An 18,118-nucleotide genomic window follows, 5' to 3' on the forward strand; every position below is an offset into this window, starting at 1 on the left:
CACTCTCGTTTCAGCCGGAGTACACATCTCCCTAATCCGCATTAGGTCGACAGGGAAGAGATCTTCATGTCTGACATCCCCCGACGCCGCTTCCTCGGCGGAGCCGTAGCCGCCGGACTCGCAGGAGCGTTGCTTCCCACGGCCCCGGCCAAGGCCGATACCCCTTCGATCTCCGCTGACGGCATCACACTGACCGCCGGCACCGACGGCGGCATCACCGTCCGCGACGGCGGCGGCGTCGAACGGGTCAGGCTCACCGGGTTCATGACCAAGGACTCCGTCACCGGCATCCAGCGCACCACCGGCGGAACGCCGTCGCTCGTCACACTCCAGGACGGCACGCAGGCCATCCAGGTCGACTACACGCTCCCCACCGCGGCCGAGGGAATCACCGTCCGCGGCGTCTTCCGCGTCGCGCCGCACCGCGCGAAGCTCCGTTGGGAGGTCGCCGGCTCGACCACGCTGATCCCGGCCGGTTTCATGCTCGGCCGCGCCGTCGTCTCGCCCTCGGCGCCCGAGTCCTTCGCCGCGTTGACGACGTGGAACCGCGATGCCGGGGGCGGAGTGCCGTACGAGAGCAATGCCGGGGTCGTCTACCAGGAGACCTGGGCCGACACCCGCGCCTACTTCCGGCTGGCCGCCACCACCCCTGCCTGGACCAACGCCACCTGGATCCACGCGCCGGGCACCGGGACGGCGAGCGCGGCCGTGACGGAGGCCGACCTGGTGCTCGGCTCGATGCGACCGGCCGCGGGCGGCACCATGGGCGCGGGCCTGCCCCTCGGCGTTGAGGTCTGGACCGACCAGCCCTTCTCCCTCTGGGACGCCGGCGGCCAGGCCATGGCCCTGCACGCGGAGGTGGCCAACGGAGGAAGCGCCGCCCGCAGCGTGAAGCTGTCGTGGTGGGCGCGCGACTTCGACGGCAGGACGCTGGCCAAGGGCAGCGTGACCGGCACGGTCGCGGCGGGAGCCACGTGGACGCAGACCTTCACCGTCACCTCACCACCCCGCGGGATCGTGTTCACCGAGGTGAAGGCCACCGCGGGCACGGACAGCGCGTTCGCCCGCACCAACCTCGCCGTCCTGCCGCCGCATACCTATCAGGCGGGCGCGGACAGCATGTTCGGCATCGCCAACTACCCCTGGCTGCTCAAGCCGGACGCCGCCGCCGTCGTGGGACTGATGAAACGCCTGGGCATCCAGCGGGTCCGCATCTCCTACGACGGCGGGCCGGGCCTGCCGCCCGCCACCCTCGACGCGGCGGGGATCGGTCACAACATCGAGCTCGCCGGGATCCCTCTGGGCGGGACCGCCGCCGAGGTCACCGCCTGGGCCGACACGAACACGCAGAAGGCGATCAGCTCAGGTGCCGGCTACTTCGAGGTCGCCAACGAGGTGAACAAGCCGTGGATGAGCGGCGAGACCGCCGCTGCCTACGTACGGGACGGCTTGCGCCCGGTACGCGACCGGCTCACCGCCGCAGGGGCGCCCACCAAGGTGCTCAACGCCGGTCTGGCCGGTATGGACCACGTCTGGACCAAGAACTTCCACGATGCCGGCGGCTGGGACCTCATCGACGGGTTCGCCTTCCATCCAGGCAGGGGCAACTTCACGCCGGACTACGCGCCGCCTCCTGAGGAGTGGACGCAAGGCGGCAACGGCTCCTACTGGAACTTCCTCGGCGGCCTGCGCAAGGCCCGCGAGACGATCGCGGAGTACGGGCACAAGGAGTTGTGGCTGACCGAGGCCTACGCCTGCACGAAGCCGAACAGCTGGTGGCACGACACCTACCGGCAGGCCGCGGAGAACGTCCTGCTCACCCTGGCGCTGGCCATGGCCGAGGGGGTGCGCTGCGTGAACTGGTATCAACTGCACGACAGCGTCCTCGGCAAACCGCAGCTGGCCGACCCGGCCAACCCCGAGTACCACTACGGCCTCATGAACCGCGACACCAGCGCCAAGCCGTCCATGCTCGCCTACGCCACCGCCGCACAGGTGCTGGACCAGGCGACGTTCGTCCGCTGGCTGAAGCCGGCCGACCCCGACCTGAAGGGGCTGCTGTTCAACACGCCGGAAGGACCCGTCTCCATCCTGTGGAGCAGGAAGGACGGCTACCTGCTCAACACCGATCACGCGCCGGACTCCACCTGGTTCGCCGCGCCGGAACCGTGGGTGGACGGCTGGCCGACCAAGACGGAGCTCAAGGTGGCCGCAGCCGGGAGCTCGGTCAGGGAGCTCGACTGCATCGGCAGGGAACGGCGGCTCACCGCCCGCGACGGCAAGGTCAAGGTCCACCTGGACGGCGCCCCGCGTATCTACTACGGCTTGACGGAGACACCTGACCAGCTGCCCTGAGAGCACCATCTTGCCAGGGGGTCTGCCGACGAATTACGGTCAAGGCCGTTATCTTCTCATCGGAGGCCCCATGCGCATCCTCGCCGTTGCGTTAGCCATTGCACTCTCCCTCACATCTCCGGTCAAGGCCGAAACCGCTGCAGCCGCACCTCCGACAGGCTGTGGCTTCCAGAGTCTGGGCACTCTGCCGCTCACCGGCGCCACCACCGCGGGCACCGCGCGCGACCGCGACCGCGTCTACTCGGTCACCTCCAGCGCGTCCGGCCCCGCCATGCTCGGCATCAGGAACGCGGCGGACGCCGCCCTGATCGCCGAGCGGCCGCTGCCGTACGCGCTCGGCTCCTGGGCCGTCACCGTGGCCCCCGATCACTCCGTCTACGTGGGGAGCTACAACGCCACGGCCGGGGCCATGGGCCGGCTCTTCCGCTACGACCCCGCCACCGACCTGGTCAGCGAGCTGGGCATCGCCGTGCCGGGCGAGACGTTCGTGTGGACCGTGGCCGCCAGCCCGGACGGCTCGGCCGTCTATGGCGGCACCTCACCCAACGGCCGGCTCTTTCGCTACGACACGGCCACCGGGAAGATCGCGGACCTGGGCAGCCCGGTGCCCGGCGAACAGTACATACGCGACCTCGCCATCGCCAAGGACGGCACGATCTACGCGGGCATGGGCGCCGCGAGCATGAAGGTAGCGGTGCTCAAGCCCGACGGCACCCTGATCAAGGTGATCGACCCACCGATCGACGGCAGCGGCTACGCCTACGACCTCGACGTCGTGGCCGGTCACCTGCTGGTCCGCTTCACCACCTCCACCGGCACCAACCCCATGGGCGTCTACGACCTGGTCAGGAACCGGTGGCGCGACGTGGTGGACGACGTCGACAGCCTCACCGTCGGCGGCGGGGCGCACGGACACCAGGTCTACCTGTTCCAGGGCGAGGAGCTTGCCGTCTACGACATCAGGCGCAAGAAGACCACCAGGCTCGGCTTCACCGACTTCGGCGGCGGCGCCGCCCGGCCGCTGGGCTGGATGGGCCGCACGCTCGTCGGCACCTCCTCCACCGGCCGCATGTGGCACTACGACCGCAAGAGCGGCCGGGGCAGGTTGTTCGACTCCACGCTGACCGGCCAGCCCGTCTCCATCAGGTCGATGGGGATCGGCCCCGACGGCCGCGTCTACGCGGGCGGCTTCTTCACCGGCGGCCTGGCCGCCTACGACCCCGCGACCGGCGCGTCACAGTTCTGGCCGAACGTCGGTCAGAGCGAGGGCATCGTCACCCACAAGGGCAAGCTCTACCTCGGTGTCTATCCCGGCGCCCGCATCTACGAGTTCGACGGCACCGAACCCCGGCTGCTGCTCGGCCTCGCCGACCAGGAGCAGGACCGGCCGTTCGCGATGGTCTCGGCCGGCGACTGGCTCGCCTTCGGCACCGTGCCCAAGGCCGGCACGGTCGGCGGCGCGCTGGGACTGCTCGACCCCGCCACCGGCAAGTCGGTGATCAGGCGGAACCTCATCCCCGGCCAGAGCATCATCGCCCTGGCCTACCGCGACGGCGTCCTGTACGGCACGACGTCGGCGTTCGGCGGCACCAGCACGCCCCAGGGCGACGCCGCCCACGCCTTCGCCTACGACATCGCCACCGACACCCTCAAGTGGACCAGCACCCCGGTGCCCGGCGATCTGTCGCTCGGCTCGATCACCTTCGACGGTGAAGGCAAGCTCTGGGGGCTCTCGCCGGACACGCTCTTCGAGCTCGATCCGGCCACGGGGACGGTCCTGCGCACCGTGAAGCACCAGACCTACCCCTGGTCCACCGCCACGCAGGTCTGGCTCGACACCAACATCGAGCTGGGCCGCGACGGCATGCTGTACGGCAAGGTGCAGGGCAAGGCCTACCGGATCGACCGGGCGGCGATGACGCTCACGCTCATCGCCCGCCCGATCTCGATCCTGCTCAAGGGCCCGGACGAACACATGTATCTGTCACGCTTCGAGAACTTCTATACCTACCGGCTCTGTGGCTGATATTTGAACAACCGCGGGCCCTCGGCGAAGTAGACGTCTCCGGACCTGTGCACCGCCAGCTGGTGCACAGGTCCCTGCCGCAACACCGTCCGCCGCCCGTTGATCGGGTTCAGCGCGAACACCTCCGTCCCCGCGTGCGCGCCGTAGAGCAGACCGTCCACCCGGTTGAGGGCCAGGGCCCCGCTCGCGCTCGTACTCGACGAGAGGGTGATCGTGGAGACCACCTTGCGGGCCGCGACGTTCACCCTGAACACCTCGCCGCCCGCGATGCCCCACAGCCGTCCGAGGCGGTCGAAGGTGAGCGCCGGGATGGCCGGCTTGCCCGGCGCCGGGACGATCTCCCACAGCAGCCGGTCTTCCCGGACCGACCAGGCGAACAGCTTGGCCTCGGGCTGTGTGGGCGGGGTGGCCGACTGGCCGCTGTAGATCGAGGTGCCGCCGTAGACGACGCCGTCGCGGTAGGCCAGCGACACGATGCTCTGGTCCTGGATCACATTGCGCCGGGCGTACTTCAGCGCGCCCTTCTTCGGATCCCACACCGCCAGCACCCCGCCGAGGTTGCCGAGGTCGGGCATCGTGCCGGCGACCAGGTAGCGGCCCGCCGACACCAGGGCGCGCGGCCTGATCTGTTTGTCGGCCGCGAGGTCGAACAGCCTGGCCGGGTTGGGCTCCGGTCCCGGCTCCGGACTGGGTGAGTACTCGGTGCTGTTCCATGGCAGCGCGGGGTCGTAGGCGTAGACCCTGGCCTCGGGGTAGGCGCCGACGTACAGTTTGCCGGCGTGCGCCGTCATGGCCTCGCTCTGGGAGAAGGTGTGGAACTCGGTCCGCTCCCCCGTCCTCGGGTCGAGCGCGGCGAACCCGCCGTTGAGAAAACCGCCGGTGTAGACGCGGCCGTCCGGGCCGTCGGCGATGGCCGTGATGTCGATCGGCTCGCCCTGGATGCCGGTCTGGACGAACGAGCGCGCGCCGGTCTGCGGGTTGTAGCGGAACATCAGCCCCCGCCACAGCAGCCCGACCAGGCTCTTGCCGGGGTAGTCGGGCAGGCCCAGCTCCGCCCAGCCGATGCCCCTGGTGTTCGCCACCCGTCCCGTGAACGGCATGCCGGTCCCCGTCACCGTACGAGTGCGCGGGTCGTAGCCCACCAGCTCGCCGGCCTTGACGAAGTAGACGCGGCCCTGATCGTCCGGCGGCGACACGTCGAGGCCGTGGGCCGACTCGATGGCGTCCGTCCAGGTACGAGCGGCGATGTCCCACACGTGCAACGGCCCCGGGAAAGCGCCCCCGAACCTGACGTAGAGGAAGCCTCCCGCGGCGTTGACGTCGTAGGCCCACTTGCCGGCGAGGTCGAGCCCTGGCGGGTCGGGCAGCCGTTCGGCCACGCCCGTGGCGGCGTCCACCTCGAAGACGGCCGCCGGACCCTCCGTACCCGCGTAGATCTTGCCCTTGGCGTAGGAGACGCTGCGGACGTAGGCGTGCGCCGGAGACAGCCGGCCGTAGTCGCGGACGCCGCCGGCCGGGTCGTAGCCGAACAGCCGGCCGCCCGGTGACGTGCCGCCGTAGACGGTCGCGCCCTCGCCGGCCGCCACTGACCAGATGAAGTTCTCCGATGGCAGGGGGCGGCCCAGGTCGGCGACGCCGCTCTCGCGGGTCCAGCGGTAGAGGCGGCCGTCACCGTACGTACCGGCGTAGAGGCTGCCGTCCGGCGTCGCGTCCACCGCCCAGGCCCCGGCGGCGCCCGGCAGGTCGAACCGGCCGCTTTCGTCGCCGGTGGCCGGGTCGACGGCGTTGAGGTGGGCGGGAGTGCCCGAGGAGGCACCCCAGAGCACCGTGCGGCCTTCGGGGCCTGGAGCCACGACGCCGCCGAGGAGGAGCACGTCCTGCAGCGGGACACCGAGATCGGTCACCTTGCCCACACCCGCGTTGACGGGGGCCGCCACACCCAGGAGCGTGGTGACGGCGATCCCCGCCACCACGATTCGCCTTATTAAGGTCATGACCGAAATCTAAGAAGCAGGCATGGGACCGTCAAGGGAATGGCATTACGGTTCCGCCCGTATCAGCGCTGTGGCCCGGGGACGACTCCGCTCGGCTATGCCCAGGGCTGGTCGACGAACCAGCTCACGTCGGCGGCCCACGAGGTCGCGCTGTCGAAGGAGTTCGAGCCGCCGTTGCTGGCGATGTAGACGATGTTGTTGTAGTGGCGGATGAACCGGGTCGGGAAGTTGTAGGAGGCGAGCGAGGTGCCCTGGCCGCTCTTGCCGGTCTGCGGGCAGAAGGTGGCGTCGGCGGCGAACAGCGTGCTGCCGTCGTTGTGCTGCCGGTACAACTGGTAGTTCTGGTGGCGCAGGTAGTCGCCGGGGTAGTTCCTCGACTCGAACGACACACACGAACTGCTGGCCAGGCCGCTGCGCACGATCCACGAGGCGTCGCTCTTGTCGACAGAAGAGCTGGACGAGGTGATCACCGACGTGACGGCCTGGTCGTTCTGGTGACGGATGTAGCGGGTCGTGCAGCAGGACGTCGTCGCCCGTAGCGAGATCGACGAGCCGGGGGTGAGCGTACCGGGCGTGCCGCCGCCGCTCGACGTCGTGTATCCGGCGGCGACGATGTCGGCCTGCACCGCGTTCTCGGTGGCATCCGTCGGATAGCCCGACGTCATCACGCCTTCGTAGAAGGTGCCGGCGGAACCGTTGCTGTTGTCGCCGCCGATCCCGAGGATGATCGCCCCCTCCTTCTTCATCGGGTTGTAGCCCGAGACATTGGGGCGCGGTCCGTTGTAGTAGGTCGACAGGCTGCCCGACTGCGCGTTGCCGGCCCGGATCGCCCAGTGGTTCGGCTCACCCTTGATGATGGCGGTCAGGTACCGGTGGCTCACGGTCGGGTCATTGGCGTTGTAGCCCGCGTTCACTCCGGAGAACAGGCCGTTCTCGAGGTCGGCCATGACCCAGGGGCCGTTGCCCGTGCCGTATCCCCAGACCTTGATGTTCCCGAAGTAGATGGCCTCCATGGTGCCGTTGCCGTTGTCCCGGCTGTTGGTCTCGGCGTTGCCGTAGTCGAAGCAGCAGCCGCCGTTGTAGTGCGTGCTCGAAGACCGCGTACATTCCCTCGGGCTGGTCGCCCTTCGCGATGCCGTTGGTGCTGTTGTTGCGGTATCCGGTGCCAGGAGCCACGTAGACGCCGTACGCCTTGTGCCCATTGATCATGGTCGGCGCCGCGGTCGCGACCGCGAGGTTGTCATATCCGCCTGCGGCCGGGCCGGAGAATCCACCGGGGGGCGCCTGGGTGAGGCGGTTACCGCGACCCGACTGGTCGTAAATGATGGTGATGAGGCAGGTCGTACCGGAACAGAAAGAATCCTGCGTGGCGGCGTTGGCATATCCGCCCGCGCTCAGGAGGCCGATGTCCCGGGTGGTGTTGTCCGAGGAGCGGCGCACCTGGTAAAGCGGGCCGTTGTAGGCGGCGTACAGCGCGCGGGTCGTACTGTGCGCCGCCACGCAGGGGGTACCGCCGGCGGCGTAGATGTCACACGCGAGCGACGTCGCGGCCTGCGAGGGCGTGGAGACGCCGACCAGCAGGCCGGCGACGAGCGCGACGGCCGCACCCGCGGATAACAGTGCCTTTTTGAGCATGACTGACCACTGCCTTTCAGGGGGCGCCGCGATGCCGGGAGATGCCCCGCCGACCTGCGACATCACGGCAGGAACGGAAAGGAAGGTGCTTTGTTAGCGCTAACATTTTTGCGTTCTGTACGACCTCCGAAGATGCGCTTGGAGTGACTGGCTCACTATGAAACGGAAGCGCATGTGCGTCAAGGTTTCAGTGGGGTCATGAAAATGCCGCGGCCGGAAGGTTCGCGTCCATGCTCATGCGATCCAGGAGCTAGTGGCCACGGCCACGGGCATTTTCGTGACCATGTTCGGAAGAACGGCTATCCCGCTCCGTGCAACGAACGCTGAGAGATTTCATGCGCCGAGCCGGGGATCACGAGATGCGGGTCGATTTCTCGGCCGTCCTGAGGAACTTCGTGCCGTTCCACTTGTACGTCTGGCTGACGATCAGATCGGGGCAGCAATTGGCGGCCCGGTCGCTGACCACTTTGCCCCGCAGGTGTACCTGACCCTTCCGGATGGTCACGGTCTGGGACTTGAAGTAGCGGTTCTTGCCCAACGCGCCGAGCAGGCGAGGGGCCGAGCGCTTGGCGCCACCGTCGTAGACGAAGGAGATCACGGGGTTGCCCGACGTGGGGCTCGGGCATGACGACACGACCACGGTCTCGGGCTTGCCGTCACCCGTCAGGTCGCCCACGGCGGCGACGCGGGCCCGCACGACGTACCAGGTGTCCTCCGGCCGATGCTTGAGGCAGTGCAGCGCCCGCTCCACCACGGGCCCCCAGTCGAACCCGTTCGCGACGGCGGCCGTGCTGTCCGCGGTGGCGGTGCCCATGACGAGGAACGGCGCCAGTGAGGTCGCGATGGCGGCGGCCCCCGCCCAGGCACGGAGTCGGCGGCTGGTCTTGTACTCGGCGGGTGAGTTCATGACCAGTCTGATGCGAGGAATGTCAGAGAAGTTCGAAAGTCAGGCTTTTCCGTTGGCGGCGCACCAGTCGGCCCACGTGGTGGCACCCTTGCCCAGCTGCTTGTTGTAGAAGGAGGTCCAGGAGTTCTCGCTCGGACCGGGCGCGGTGGGAGCCGCTTTGAACAGCGGGTAGGAGGCCTCGACCTCCGCACGCAGCCACGGCTCGATGTCCAGGTAGGACGGCAGCGACCAGCTGCGGGCGTGGTAGGTGAGCTGCCCGCGGACGTCGGTCTCCGGCAGGCACATGAACGGCGCCCACGGGCTCGTCCTGGACCAGCTGATCTTGGTCTTCATCGCGCCGTTGGGGACGCCGCCCGCGGTGGTGCGGGCCTCGACCTCGCGGGAGTCGACGTAGAAGTCGAACATCTCCTGAGCCGCGTAAACGCCCTTCACCAGGCCGAACGACTCGCCCAACGCGAGCTTGAGGTCCGTGCGAACCGGGATGTCGCTGGTCCACTCCGTCTCGTCGTACATCTGCCGCAGGGGCGGGCCGACGTAGGAGGAGGTGACGTTGAACGGACCGAAGTTCACCGCGTCGTTGTTGATGGGAACGACAGGGTACGTCCGGAGGTCGATCGGGTTCTTCCATTCCCGCAGGATCTTCGTGGGGTCGGCGGGGTCGGTGTAGAACACGATCTCGCGGGAGAGCTGGTAGAGCTGCGTGGTGCCGGGCACCCGATAGAGCCGCCGGATGTTGTAGCCCTCGACGTTGAACAGTTTCTGGCCATGGCGCAGCTGCGGGTCATAAGCGTTGCCCTCGATGTTGGCGTAAACGGCTCCCGAAATCCGGAAGACCATGTCCCGCCCGTCCGGCCGCCCATTGGTCTGCAAGGACAGCAGCCCGCTCTTGTCCGTCACCGTCTTGTAGACCGGCCCCGGATCTGTCGGATCATCCGACTGCTCGCCCGCCGACGCGCCCGGAACGGCGACGCACACCAACAGCGCGGTGAGGGCTGCGGACAAGGTCAAACCACGACGCTTGAACAAGAGTGCTCCTGCGATACAGAGGGGTAACAGGGACTACGCTGATCATTTCAGTTGCCGAGACCCGGCCTCAACCAGGCCTGGCGCAGGTGCGGGAGGCCGGGTGTCGAACAGCGTGCTGACCCACGAATTCCACGTGGGCGCCGCCCCGGAGAAGGTGTTCGAGCACCTCACGACTCCGGAGAGCTATATCGGCCTGTCCCCCCTCGTGGTCGCCGTCAGCGATGTGAACCGCTCGGAGCCGGGCGTGATCCGGTACACGGCCGTCGAGCGCTTCCGATTCCTCTCGATCTTCACCTACGACAACCCGATCGAAGTGGCCCTCCACACCGACGACCTGTCCCTCTACGGCGAGGTGCGGAGCCCGGCCCGCATTCGCCTGGCCTACCGCTTCGACCTTGAGCCGGACGGCACCGGCACCCGGGTCAGCGACCGGCTCGACCTGACGGCCCCGTGGCTCCTGGTCGGCTTCGCCGCGGGCCAGGCGCGCAACGTCCAACTCGCCCGCGCTCGGATCCTGGCAGAACGGCTGTCATGACCGTCCTCATGGGTGGTGGCCGCCGTCACCGGGGAGCGATCGTGCGAGGGCGTCGAGGATCACGTTGAGGCCGTACGCGAACTCGTCGCCGAAGTCGTAACCGGGTCGGAGGACGTGCTCGGTCGCCATCTCCACGAGGTGCGGATAAGCGCCGTCGGCGAACTGCTCCATGATGGACTCGGTCACCTCGGCCGCTGCGTCCGGGCCTTTGAAGGGCAACGAGGCCTCCTGCAGCGCGAAGCCGTACGTGTAGCTGTCGAGCAGGGTCTGCGCGTGCGCGGTCAGTGGCACCGAGAAGCCGGCCGAGCGCAGCGTGGCGATGGTCGCGTCGAGGTGCCGCAGCGTCGAGGGGCCGGGGGTGGCCCGCGACTCGAGCAGGCCGATGGCCCAAGGGTGGCCTCTGAGCACGCGCCGGGTCGAATCGGCCCGCCGCCGCATCTCCGCGCGCCAGTCACCGTCGGGAGACGGCAGCTCGATCTCACTGGCGACGAGGTCGACGATGCTGTCGAGGATCTCGTCCTTGTTGGCGACGTGGTAGTAGACCGACATCGGCTTGACGCCGAGCGCCTGGGTGAGCGAGCGGATCGTCAGCGAGCCGATCCCGCCCGCGTCGGCCACGTCGATGGCTGCCCGCAGCACCCGCTCCCGGGTGAGCGGCACACGTGGCGCGGCTCTCTCGCTCTTCGTCGGCGCTCTGGTCGATACCGCCTCGGACAGCGCCGACGTGCTGTCCGGGGTTCTCGCCGCCAAGACGGCGCTGTCGGCGGGAGCCCTGCTGATGCTGGCCAACTCCGTCTTCGACATCGTCAACGGCTTATTGATCTTCAACCTGCTGCGGACGCGCCGCCCGTTCGCCGCCACCGCCTACCTGACGATCAGGATCATCGAGGTGGTGGTGCTGGCCGTCGGGATCCTCTTCCTGCTCCTGCTGATACCGCTCGCACAGGAGTACGCGGCCGGCGGCCACGCCTCGGTCTTCCCGGCGCTGGCGCGGGTCGCCGAGCAGGGGAATTACTACGCCTTCCACTTCGGGATGCTCGCGGTCTGCGCCGCGATGGTGGTGTTCTGCCGCGCGATGCTGCGTGAGCGGCTGGTGCCCGCGTTCCTGGCGGTGTGGGGGCTGGGCGGGTACGCGCTCTTCATGGCCGGCACGATCGCCGAACTCCTCGGCTACAAGATCGCACTGACGACGTCGATCCCCGGCGGCCTTTTCGAAGTCGCCCTGGGGATTCTGCTCATCGTGAAGGGATTTCCCGCAATGCCGGAGGCCGACCACGCGAAAGCGGCACAGCCCGCACCGACGGACGCCGCCTGAAGAAACGCGAGCGGCCCCTCACCGCTTTTCTCCGACGAAGGGCCGCTCTGGCATGGGTAAGTCCGGTTCAGATCGTCTCTACCCAGGTATTGGTCCAGGTGTTCCGCCCGACCATGCCGTCGACCACGAGAGCGTGCTCTTTCTGGAATTGGCGGCAGATTTCTTCGCTCTGCTGCCCGTAGCTCCCGTCGACCGTGATGGGCCAGCCGCGCTTGCTAATCTCTTCCTGCCACTGCCGCACATCCTGGCCGTTCATGATCGGCGGCTGTTTGAGGACGCGACCGGGGAACGGCGGAGCCACCGCGCTCGGGGCCGTCCACGTCTTGTTCCACGTCGTCTCGTCGACGATGCCGGTGACCTGAAGGTCCTTCTCGGCCTGGAAGTTCTTGCAGAGGCGCTCGCTCTCTGTTCCATAGATCCCGTCTACTTTGATGTGCCAGCCGCGGTCCTGCATCCGCTGCTGCCACTTCTTTACGGCTTCGCCCTGCTGCGGTTTCTTGATGATGCCGGGAAATGGCGGTGCCTGCAAAGTCGGCGTAACGGTCACGAGTCGTCCTCCGTCGTGTCGTCGGGCAAGGGCGGCGTTCGTCCAGCTTTCTGGGGCAGGGTCATGACCCATAATTCGCCGCCCTGATCCACGTTAACGGCAGGTGGATACCCAGCACCCTGGGCGGTACTCGGCGGACGCGGACGATTTAACTCGTTCTGGAAAGTGTCGATACGACCTGTTGACGCTGCGGAAGAGCTCGGAACGCGGGTCCGGTGGAGGGTCTGAAACACCCTTGAACCCGGGCCGGAGTCCCCTCATGGCGCAGCACCCGCAGCGGCACCGGCTCGGCGGAGCACGCGGGGAGGCATCCGCTCGCGGCGCCGGTGTTGGCGGCGAGGTTGTCCAGCGGAGACGCGCCGGCATGTGGGATCGCCGGGGTCGCCTCAGCCGGTGCAGTAGTTACAGAAGAAGCCTTGCGCCGGAATTCCGGTGAAAAGTTCGCTTTGCCCACCCCTCACACACACGATCAATCAATCGCTGTAACGATTCACATAATCGCGCGATACCAGGCAAAGAGACCGCTATGCCCATATCCGCTGGTAGCTGACATAGGAAGCATGGCCGATGGACGGGAGACAATCTTTTGGCACACGTTTCGACTCGTGGACAAAACGCAATTTCACCATCGTCGTCATAGTCTTCGTCGCCCTTCTGGCGTCGTCCATAATTACGATCATTTCTTCGGTATCCAGCGCCGGCGACTGGTACGCGCGCACATTTAATTGGCGAGAAAATGAGTACCGCAAGCTGGCCGGCCTGCAAGCAGGTTTCAGTATGGAGAAATTCAAGTCGATCCTCGGAGACCCGCTCTACCGCGCCAAGGTCAGCAATACGGGGCGCAAACTGATCGAGAGCGTTTTCCCTGGGCGCGGATACTGGGTTGACGTTCTCTCGGATGACTCAGACGTGGTGCTCGCATATTCTGTGACGTCCTGCAATCGCCAATTCCAGCCAACGTTCAGGCCTAATATGAATCCATCAAGCCCCATAATACTCAACAAGACCACGTTCGCGGATATCCCGGTGAACAGCGACGCCGATACGATAGTCTTCCTCTCCGGCGCGACAGCGAACAGCTATATCTACCAGTCCATCTATCAAGGAAATCCGTCGAACTACAAAACGCATGCTTGGGGATTGAATGATGCATGCCAATGGTTTTCGACCAAGGACAGCAAAGGCTTAGGGGGAAGATGGCTCACCTGGAACGCCTCCGAAGAAGGGGGGAAGTTTACCAAGAACAAGAGCATCGGCCCGGAGATGAGGAAACTTCTCGCAATCTCCGCAGTCAACACGTACATGGAAACAGCGCCGAACGCCGTCGATATCTCTACCGACGAGCATGGCATCAAGGAGCTTTACCCTCAGCAGTTGGGGGTGGATCGGATCATTGTCCGAAGTTACCCGGGCCAAGATCTCATTCCGTGGACAACGTGCGACGTCGCATCCGATTGCTGATGAGTCCGTCAGGTGGGCGCGGGTGCGGGTTCCCAGGATGAGTAGGACGTTCGGCGCGAGGAGTGTTCCTCGCGGCCACCCCAAGGGACAGCAGGGCACGAACGCAAGATGGCTTGGCAGCCATGACTCAGCTTGTCGGCTGGGGAGCGGCCGGGCCGATGAGATCGGCCTGACCTGCCGACTGGAGGCGTTCGAAGGCGAGGCGGACGGCCACCGAGCCCTCACCGATGGCGGCCGCGACCCGCTTGACGGAGCCACTGCGCACGTCGCCGACCGCGAATATGCCAGGCCTGCTCGTCTCCAGAAACAGTGGTGTCTGGCCCTCGTGCTCCAGTCGGGCGGCGGGGATGTTGCTGCCGGTCAGGAGGAAGCCATGCCTGTCCTCGGCCAACTGGCCGGCCAGCCAGCCGGTTCCCGGCTGCGCGCCGATGAAGATGAACAGCCCGGCTACAGCAAGCTCGTCCGCTTCCTGCCGACCCTCGCGGCGGAGCCTTACCGCCTCGAGTTGGTTCGTCCCGATCAGGGCTGTGACGTGGGTGGAAGGCCGGACGACGATGCGCGGGTTGCGCTCGATCCTGTCCACCAGATACCGCGACATCGAGACGTCGAGCGCATCCTGGCGGATGATCACATGCACCTCGGCGCATGAGTGGCTGAGGAAAAGAGCGGCCTGCCCCGCGGAGTTCCCGCCACCGACTATCGCGACCGGCCCGGTTCCGCAGGCCTGGGCCTCCGCCTGGGTCGCCGCGTAGTAAACCCCGACGCCCTCGAACTCCGCCAGGCGGTCCAGGGAAAGCCTGTTGTACCGTGCGCCTGTTGCGATGATCACCGACTTGGCCTGGACGGCTTCGCCGTCATCGAAGGCGACCTGGTGAACGCCGTCCTGGAACGACAGTGAGGCGGCTTTCGCGGCCAGCTTGATGCGTACGCCGAACTTCTGCGCCTGCAGCGTCCCCCGGGTCGCGAGCTCTTCCCCGGACAAGCCCGCGGGAAAACCGAGGTAGTTCTCGATACGTGACGAGGTCCCCGCCTGGCCGCCGAGCGCGGTGTCTTCCGCCAGGGTGGTCGCCATGCCCTCGGACGCGCCGGCGACCGAGGCGGCCAGCCCGGCTGGGCCCGCCCCGACGACGAGCAGGTCACACACACCCGGCGGATACGCCCCGGCGTGTCCCGAGATGGCCAGCGCGTCCAGGAGCGCGCGGCTGCCGGGATTCCTCAGCACCGGCCCGCCGGGCACGATGATGATCGGAAGATCGGCGATCGGAACATCCAGCCCCTGCAGGATCTGCTCGGCCTCGGGCGACGCCTCCAGATCCAGCCAGTTCCAGACCAGGCGGTTGCGCGCCAGAACTTCCAACAGCCGCCGCGTGTCACGATCGAAGCGCGATCCGATCAGGGTCAGGCCTGTGCTGCGGCTCATCAGGATGGAGTGACGGAGCAGGAAGGTCCGCAGGAAGAGATCGCTGAGGCCCGGCTCCTGCGCCATGATCCGGCGCAGTTGCGCCACCGGCACCGCGAGGACCCGCCCCGCGGAGGTGGCGACGGCGCTGAGGAAGGCGCGCTGCCCGGTGAGCATGCCGATCTCACCGAGGAACTCCGACGGACCGTAACCGGTGACGACGGCCGCCCCTGGCCTGCCGTACCCGTCCACGATGTCGGCCGTGCCCGCGAGCAGCACGATCAGATCGTAGGTCTCGTCGCCATCGGCGAACAGCACGTCACCGGCGGCCACGTCCCGTTCGCTGCCATAACCGCGCAGCACTCCGAGTTGGGCCGCGTCGAGGACGGGAGAACGCCCCACGAGCGAGACCAGGCGCGCCCCCACAGAAGCTTCAGCTGGGTCCGTGTCCATCAGAACCTCCTAGCGGACAGGTCAGGTGACGTGTTCATGCTGGTGTGTTTCGCGAAGATGGATCCTGGCGGCCGGCCGGCACCACGATTCCCGTCGGCGCCTCGACGGCCACGTTGATCCCGGTCGGGACCAGCGACACCGTGCACTGCAGCGTCGTCCATATGCCCGGCCTGAATCCAGTCATCGCCGGCGTTGTCGTCTACAACCTGAACCTGGCGAACCCCTACACGCTCTGGGTCGCGGCCCATGACCTGCTCAGGCCGCTGTGAGGTCGCCGACACACCCAGCTCCCTGATGCCCAGGCTCATCGAGAACCAACCAGCAGAACCCGAGCGACCAGCTCCTCTATGCCCACCTTCACGATCTCCGACGCACCCACGACATGGTGTACTGCTCGCACCGCAAGCTGCGCGTTCCGGTCCTGGCGTGGGTGGCGCTGGCTGGCGGCGGCGTGGCCACGTTGATCGCGAAGAGTGGCGATCCATTCAGGCCGCGGGCACAGCGGTCGGCCTCGCCTAGGGTGATGCCATGTCCAAGGTATTGATCACGGGAATGTCGGGGACCGGCAAATCGAGTGCTCTTCGAATCTTGGGCTCACGAGGGCACCGGGTTGTGGATACGGACTACGGCCGGTGGAGCCACGAGATCACGCTGTCAGATGGGTCGTCGGACTGGGTATGGCGCGAAGAGGCCATGACCGACCTGCTCACCGGGCACGAGCAGGACAGCTTGTTCGTGGCCGGCTGCAAGAGCAATCAGGGGAAGTTCTACCAGCAGTTTGACCACGTCGTGTTGCTGAGCGCGCCCGCTGAGGTGCTGTTGGCCCGGGTCATGGCGCGGACCAACAATCCGTATGGCAAGCGGCCAGAAGAACGAGAAGCCATCCTGGAGAACCTTCGCGTTGTCGAGCCGCTGCTACGGGCCACCGCGACCATGGAGATCGACACGTCCGCTCCGATAGAGCAGGTCGTCCGGCAGCTTGAGGGGCTCGCCTCGCTGTAATCCACTCGATGAGGGCCGTGGTGCCACCCAGGGGCTCGATTGGCCGCAGCCCGAGCGAGCCTGCGGCGAACCACGAATCCATCCGGCTCCATACGCAAGGCCATCGATTCGTTTCGCTCTACATACAGCGCCAGTCCCAGTCCCAGTCATGGGAGTCGTACACCTCGACAATGACTCGGCGTCCGCCGGCAGGTCCCTCGTCTTCGAAGAACAGGGAGATCATCGCCTTTTCCGAGGCGCCCGTGATCGATGCGTTGCCATAGTGGCGATGGATCTCCTGCGGCGTCAGCGCAGTTTGCAGCGTGATCCTGACGCGATAGTCGCAGTAAGCTCCGCTCCCCTTGGCCAGGTTCTTCCCGAAGGTCACGTCACGATCCATCGGGAAGACGTCTCCGGTACGTGGCGGAAGAGGATAGGCGAGGACGCGCTCGTACAGGGCTTCGAGGCGGGCGTTGTCCCGCCATACAGGCGTCATGACCAAGACGAACACCGCGGCAATCGACGCGAACACCGCCGTCAGGGAGATCCACAGACCTCGTCTCATGAGATCGCACCATAAGGCCCCACGGCAGGATACGCGCCTACGACGACTCTCCGCAGAGCGAGCGTTGATCCCAAAGAGGCCTTGGGTGTCGTTCCGCAGTTCGTCGATCACCAGTCGTCGGTGATGAGGTGCTTGGGCGGAGCCGTAATCTTGACGGGTTTTCCCCATCCTCGGTAGATGATGTTCATCGTCATGGTCTCGGCGTCACCGCCCTTCGGCCGGGTGAACCTCATGATGGCGTGGAAACGTCGCGGCAGGTTGTCCGGGCCCACCCAGAGTTTCCAGGTGATCGGCCCGCCATACGCGAACTCCTCCTCCCGGGTCTCGAAGTACATCCCAGCCTGCCTCTCATCCAGCTTGGGAACCGTCACCGTGCCGCTGTGGAGGGTCGTCTTCACTCCCTCGAAAGTTCCGCCGTCGGCGCTGGTCGCACCGTGAGAGGCGACCAGCTTGAGGAAGCCCGGGTTGATCCCGTTGATCAGGTCCTCTCCCCAGATGACCCCGGCCAGGTTCTGCGCATTGGTCCATTTCCCCACTGTCGACGGCGACTTCCAGACGTACTTGCCGTCCTTGGAACGCACGTAGTCCTGTGAGTAGAACTCCCGGCCGATGCTGATTTCCCGGGACCGGCCTGTCCCCTCTGGCTCCTGGGAGATCGTCGTGGTGTCGGCGGCGTACACACCTGAAGCCCTGAAACGGTACGCACCGGACGCCTTGATGTCCCAGGTGGCAGGGGGACCGCCGCGTCGCTTGACGGAGAAGCGCACGCTGCTCTTCTTCGCGAACTGCTTCTTGATCGCTTTGACGACGGAGTCGAGGGACTTCGATTCGGGAGTCGCGTGCACGGCGCCGCCGGGAATCGCGACGCTCACCAGACCGGCTACCGCCAGCGCGACCCATATGCGTTTCATGCGCGGAT

The 18,118-nt window shown here is 66.8% G+C and carries 16 protein-coding genes and 1 pseudogene; 7 read left to right on the forward strand and 10 right to left on the reverse strand.

What is annotated here, in order from left to right; translation table 11 throughout:
* Window positions 1–66: 66 nt before the first annotated feature.
* Window positions 67–2,355 (forward strand): hypothetical protein, encoded by a 2,289-nt coding sequence (locus AB0B91_RS58565; RefSeq protein ID WP_358340788.1) that lies wholly within the window; start codon window positions 67–69, stop codon window positions 2,353–2,355.
* A gap of 70 nt (window positions 2,356–2,425) precedes the next feature.
* A complete protein-coding gene (locus tag AB0B91_RS58570; protein ID WP_358340790.1) occupies window positions 2,426–4,381 on the forward strand; it encodes a hypothetical protein in 1,956 nt (651 codons plus the stop codon).
* Here AB0B91_RS58570 and AB0B91_RS58575 read toward each other — a convergent pair.
* The 5 genes and pseudogenes from AB0B91_RS58575 to AB0B91_RS58595 form a co-directional block, all read right to left on the reverse strand.
* Window positions 4,363–6,375, reverse strand: a complete 2,013-nt coding sequence (locus AB0B91_RS58575) for a hypothetical protein (protein WP_358340792.1) — start codon at window positions 6,373–6,375, stop codon at window positions 4,363–4,365. The two genes, AB0B91_RS58570 and AB0B91_RS58575, sit on opposite strands and share 19 nt — an antisense overlap.
* Before the next feature lie 95 nt (window positions 6,376–6,470).
* Window positions 6,471–7,040: an AbfB domain-containing protein gene (locus AB0B91_RS58580; RefSeq protein WP_358340899.1), complete on the reverse strand. Its 570-nt coding sequence runs from the start codon at window positions 7,038–7,040 to the stop codon at window positions 6,471–6,473.
* Window positions 7,029–8,073, reverse strand: a pseudogene (locus AB0B91_RS58585) (arabinofuranosidase catalytic domain-containing protein); the annotation flags it as partial. The pseudogene AB0B91_RS58585 and the gene AB0B91_RS58580, both read right to left, overlap by 12 nt.
* A 289-nt stretch (window positions 8,074–8,362) precedes the next feature.
* The gene (locus AB0B91_RS58590) at window positions 8,363–8,917 is read right to left on the reverse strand and encodes a hypothetical protein (protein ID WP_358340793.1); all 555 of its coding nucleotides are present in this window, start codon (window positions 8,915–8,917) and stop codon (window positions 8,363–8,365) included.
* 39 nt (window positions 8,918–8,956) lie between these two features.
* Window positions 8,957–9,943, reverse strand: a complete 987-nt coding sequence (locus AB0B91_RS58595) for a DUF1838 family protein (RefSeq protein WP_358340795.1) — start codon at window positions 9,941–9,943, stop codon at window positions 8,957–8,959.
* A 100-nt stretch (window positions 9,944–10,043) separates the two neighbouring features.
* Between AB0B91_RS58595 and AB0B91_RS58600 the strand changes: the two genes are divergently transcribed.
* Window positions 10,044–10,478, forward strand: coding sequence for an SRPBCC family protein (locus AB0B91_RS58600; RefSeq protein WP_358340797.1), 435 nt, complete (start codon window positions 10,044–10,046; stop codon window positions 10,476–10,478).
* Between the two features lie 6 nt (window positions 10,479–10,484).
* On the opposite strand, the gene AB0B91_RS58605 is transcribed toward AB0B91_RS58600, so the two are convergent.
* Window positions 10,485–11,138: a TetR/AcrR family transcriptional regulator gene (locus AB0B91_RS58605; RefSeq protein ID WP_358340798.1), complete on the reverse strand. Its 654-nt coding sequence runs from the start codon at window positions 11,136–11,138 to the stop codon at window positions 10,485–10,487.
* Here AB0B91_RS58605 and AB0B91_RS58610 point away from each other — a divergent pair.
* Complete coding sequence (locus AB0B91_RS58610) at window positions 11,128–11,793, forward strand: DUF4386 domain-containing protein (RefSeq protein WP_358340800.1); 666 nt, start codon at window positions 11,128–11,130, stop codon at window positions 11,791–11,793. The genes AB0B91_RS58605 and AB0B91_RS58610 overlap by 11 nt on opposite strands.
* A 67-nt stretch (window positions 11,794–11,860) precedes the next feature.
* Here AB0B91_RS58610 and AB0B91_RS58615 read toward each other — a convergent pair whose 3' ends face one another.
* Window positions 11,861–12,340, reverse strand: a complete 480-nt coding sequence (locus AB0B91_RS58615) for a peptidoglycan-binding protein (RefSeq protein WP_358340802.1) — start codon at window positions 12,338–12,340, stop codon at window positions 11,861–11,863.
* A gap of 567 nt (window positions 12,341–12,907) precedes the next feature.
* Between AB0B91_RS58615 and AB0B91_RS58620 the strand changes: the two genes are divergently transcribed.
* Window positions 12,908–13,801, forward strand: a complete 894-nt coding sequence (locus AB0B91_RS58620) for an ETEC_3214 domain-containing protein (protein WP_358340804.1) — start codon at window positions 12,908–12,910, stop codon at window positions 13,799–13,801.
* 127 nt (window positions 13,802–13,928) lie between these two features.
* On the opposite strand, the gene AB0B91_RS58625 is transcribed toward AB0B91_RS58620, so the two are convergent.
* Window positions 13,929–15,653, reverse strand: a complete 1,725-nt coding sequence (locus AB0B91_RS58625) for an FAD-dependent oxidoreductase (protein WP_358340806.1) — start codon at window positions 15,651–15,653, stop codon at window positions 13,929–13,931.
* A 44-nt stretch (window positions 15,654–15,697) separates the two neighbouring features.
* Between AB0B91_RS58625 and AB0B91_RS58630 the strand changes: the two genes are divergently transcribed.
* Window positions 15,698–15,922: a hypothetical protein gene (locus AB0B91_RS58630; protein ID WP_358340808.1), complete on the forward strand. Its 225-nt coding sequence runs from the start codon at window positions 15,698–15,700 to the stop codon at window positions 15,920–15,922.
* A gap of 259 nt (window positions 15,923–16,181) precedes the next feature.
* Window positions 16,182–16,655 (forward strand): AAA family ATPase, encoded by a 474-nt coding sequence (locus tag AB0B91_RS58635; RefSeq protein WP_358340810.1) that lies wholly within the window; start codon window positions 16,182–16,184, stop codon window positions 16,653–16,655.
* Between the two features lie 118 nt (window positions 16,656–16,773).
* Here AB0B91_RS58635 and AB0B91_RS58640 read toward each other — a convergent pair whose 3' ends face one another.
* Both AB0B91_RS58640 and AB0B91_RS58645 read right to left on the reverse strand, forming a co-directional pair.
* A complete protein-coding gene (locus tag AB0B91_RS58640; protein ID WP_358340812.1) occupies window positions 16,774–17,199 on the reverse strand; it encodes a hypothetical protein in 426 nt (141 codons plus the stop codon).
* 107 nt (window positions 17,200–17,306) lie between these two features.
* Window positions 17,307–18,110, reverse strand: coding sequence for a hypothetical protein (locus AB0B91_RS58645; protein ID WP_358340814.1), 804 nt, complete (start codon window positions 18,108–18,110; stop codon window positions 17,307–17,309).
* Between the last annotated feature and the right edge of the window lie 8 nt (window positions 18,111–18,118).

Origin of the sequence: Nonomuraea sp. NPDC049141 (genome assembly GCF_040648415.1) — a bacterium.
In the GTDB taxonomy this organism is placed as follows: domain Bacteria; phylum Actinomycetota; class Actinomycetes; order Streptosporangiales; family Streptosporangiaceae; genus Nonomuraea.

Excerpts from the sequence above, each read along its gene's own strand:
- AB0B91_RS58565 (WP_358340788.1), top strand. The coding sequence starts at position 67 with ATGTCTGACATCCCCCGACGCCGCTTCCTCGGCGGAGCCGTAGCCGCC.
- AB0B91_RS58575 (WP_358340792.1), bottom strand. The coding sequence starts at position 6,375 with ATGACCTTAATAAGGCGAATCGTGGTGGCGGGGATCGCCGTCACCACG.
- AB0B91_RS58625 (WP_358340806.1), bottom strand. The coding sequence starts at position 15,653 with ATGGACACGGACCCAGCTGAAGCTTCTGTGGGGGCGCGCCTGGTCTCG.
- AB0B91_RS58620 (WP_358340804.1), top strand. The coding sequence starts at position 12,908 with ATGGACGGGAGACAATCTTTTGGCACACGTTTCGACTCGTGGACAAAA.
- AB0B91_RS58645 (WP_358340814.1), bottom strand. The coding sequence starts at position 18,110 with ATGAAACGCATATGGGTCGCGCTGGCGGTAGCCGGTCTGGTGAGCGTC.
- AB0B91_RS58640 (WP_358340812.1), bottom strand. The coding sequence starts at position 17,199 with ATGAGACGAGGTCTGTGGATCTCCCTGACGGCGGTGTTCGCGTCGATT.
- AB0B91_RS58570 (WP_358340790.1), top strand. The coding sequence starts at position 2,426 with ATGCGCATCCTCGCCGTTGCGTTAGCCATTGCACTCTCCCTCACATCT.
- AB0B91_RS58590 (WP_358340793.1), bottom strand. The coding sequence starts at position 8,917 with ATGAACTCACCCGCCGAGTACAAGACCAGCCGCCGACTCCGTGCCTGG.
- AB0B91_RS58635 (WP_358340810.1), top strand. The coding sequence starts at position 16,182 with ATGTCCAAGGTATTGATCACGGGAATGTCGGGGACCGGCAAATCGAGT.
- AB0B91_RS58580 (WP_358340899.1), bottom strand. The coding sequence starts at position 7,040 with ATGACGTCGGGCTATCCGACGGATGCCACCGAGAACGCGGTGCAGGCC.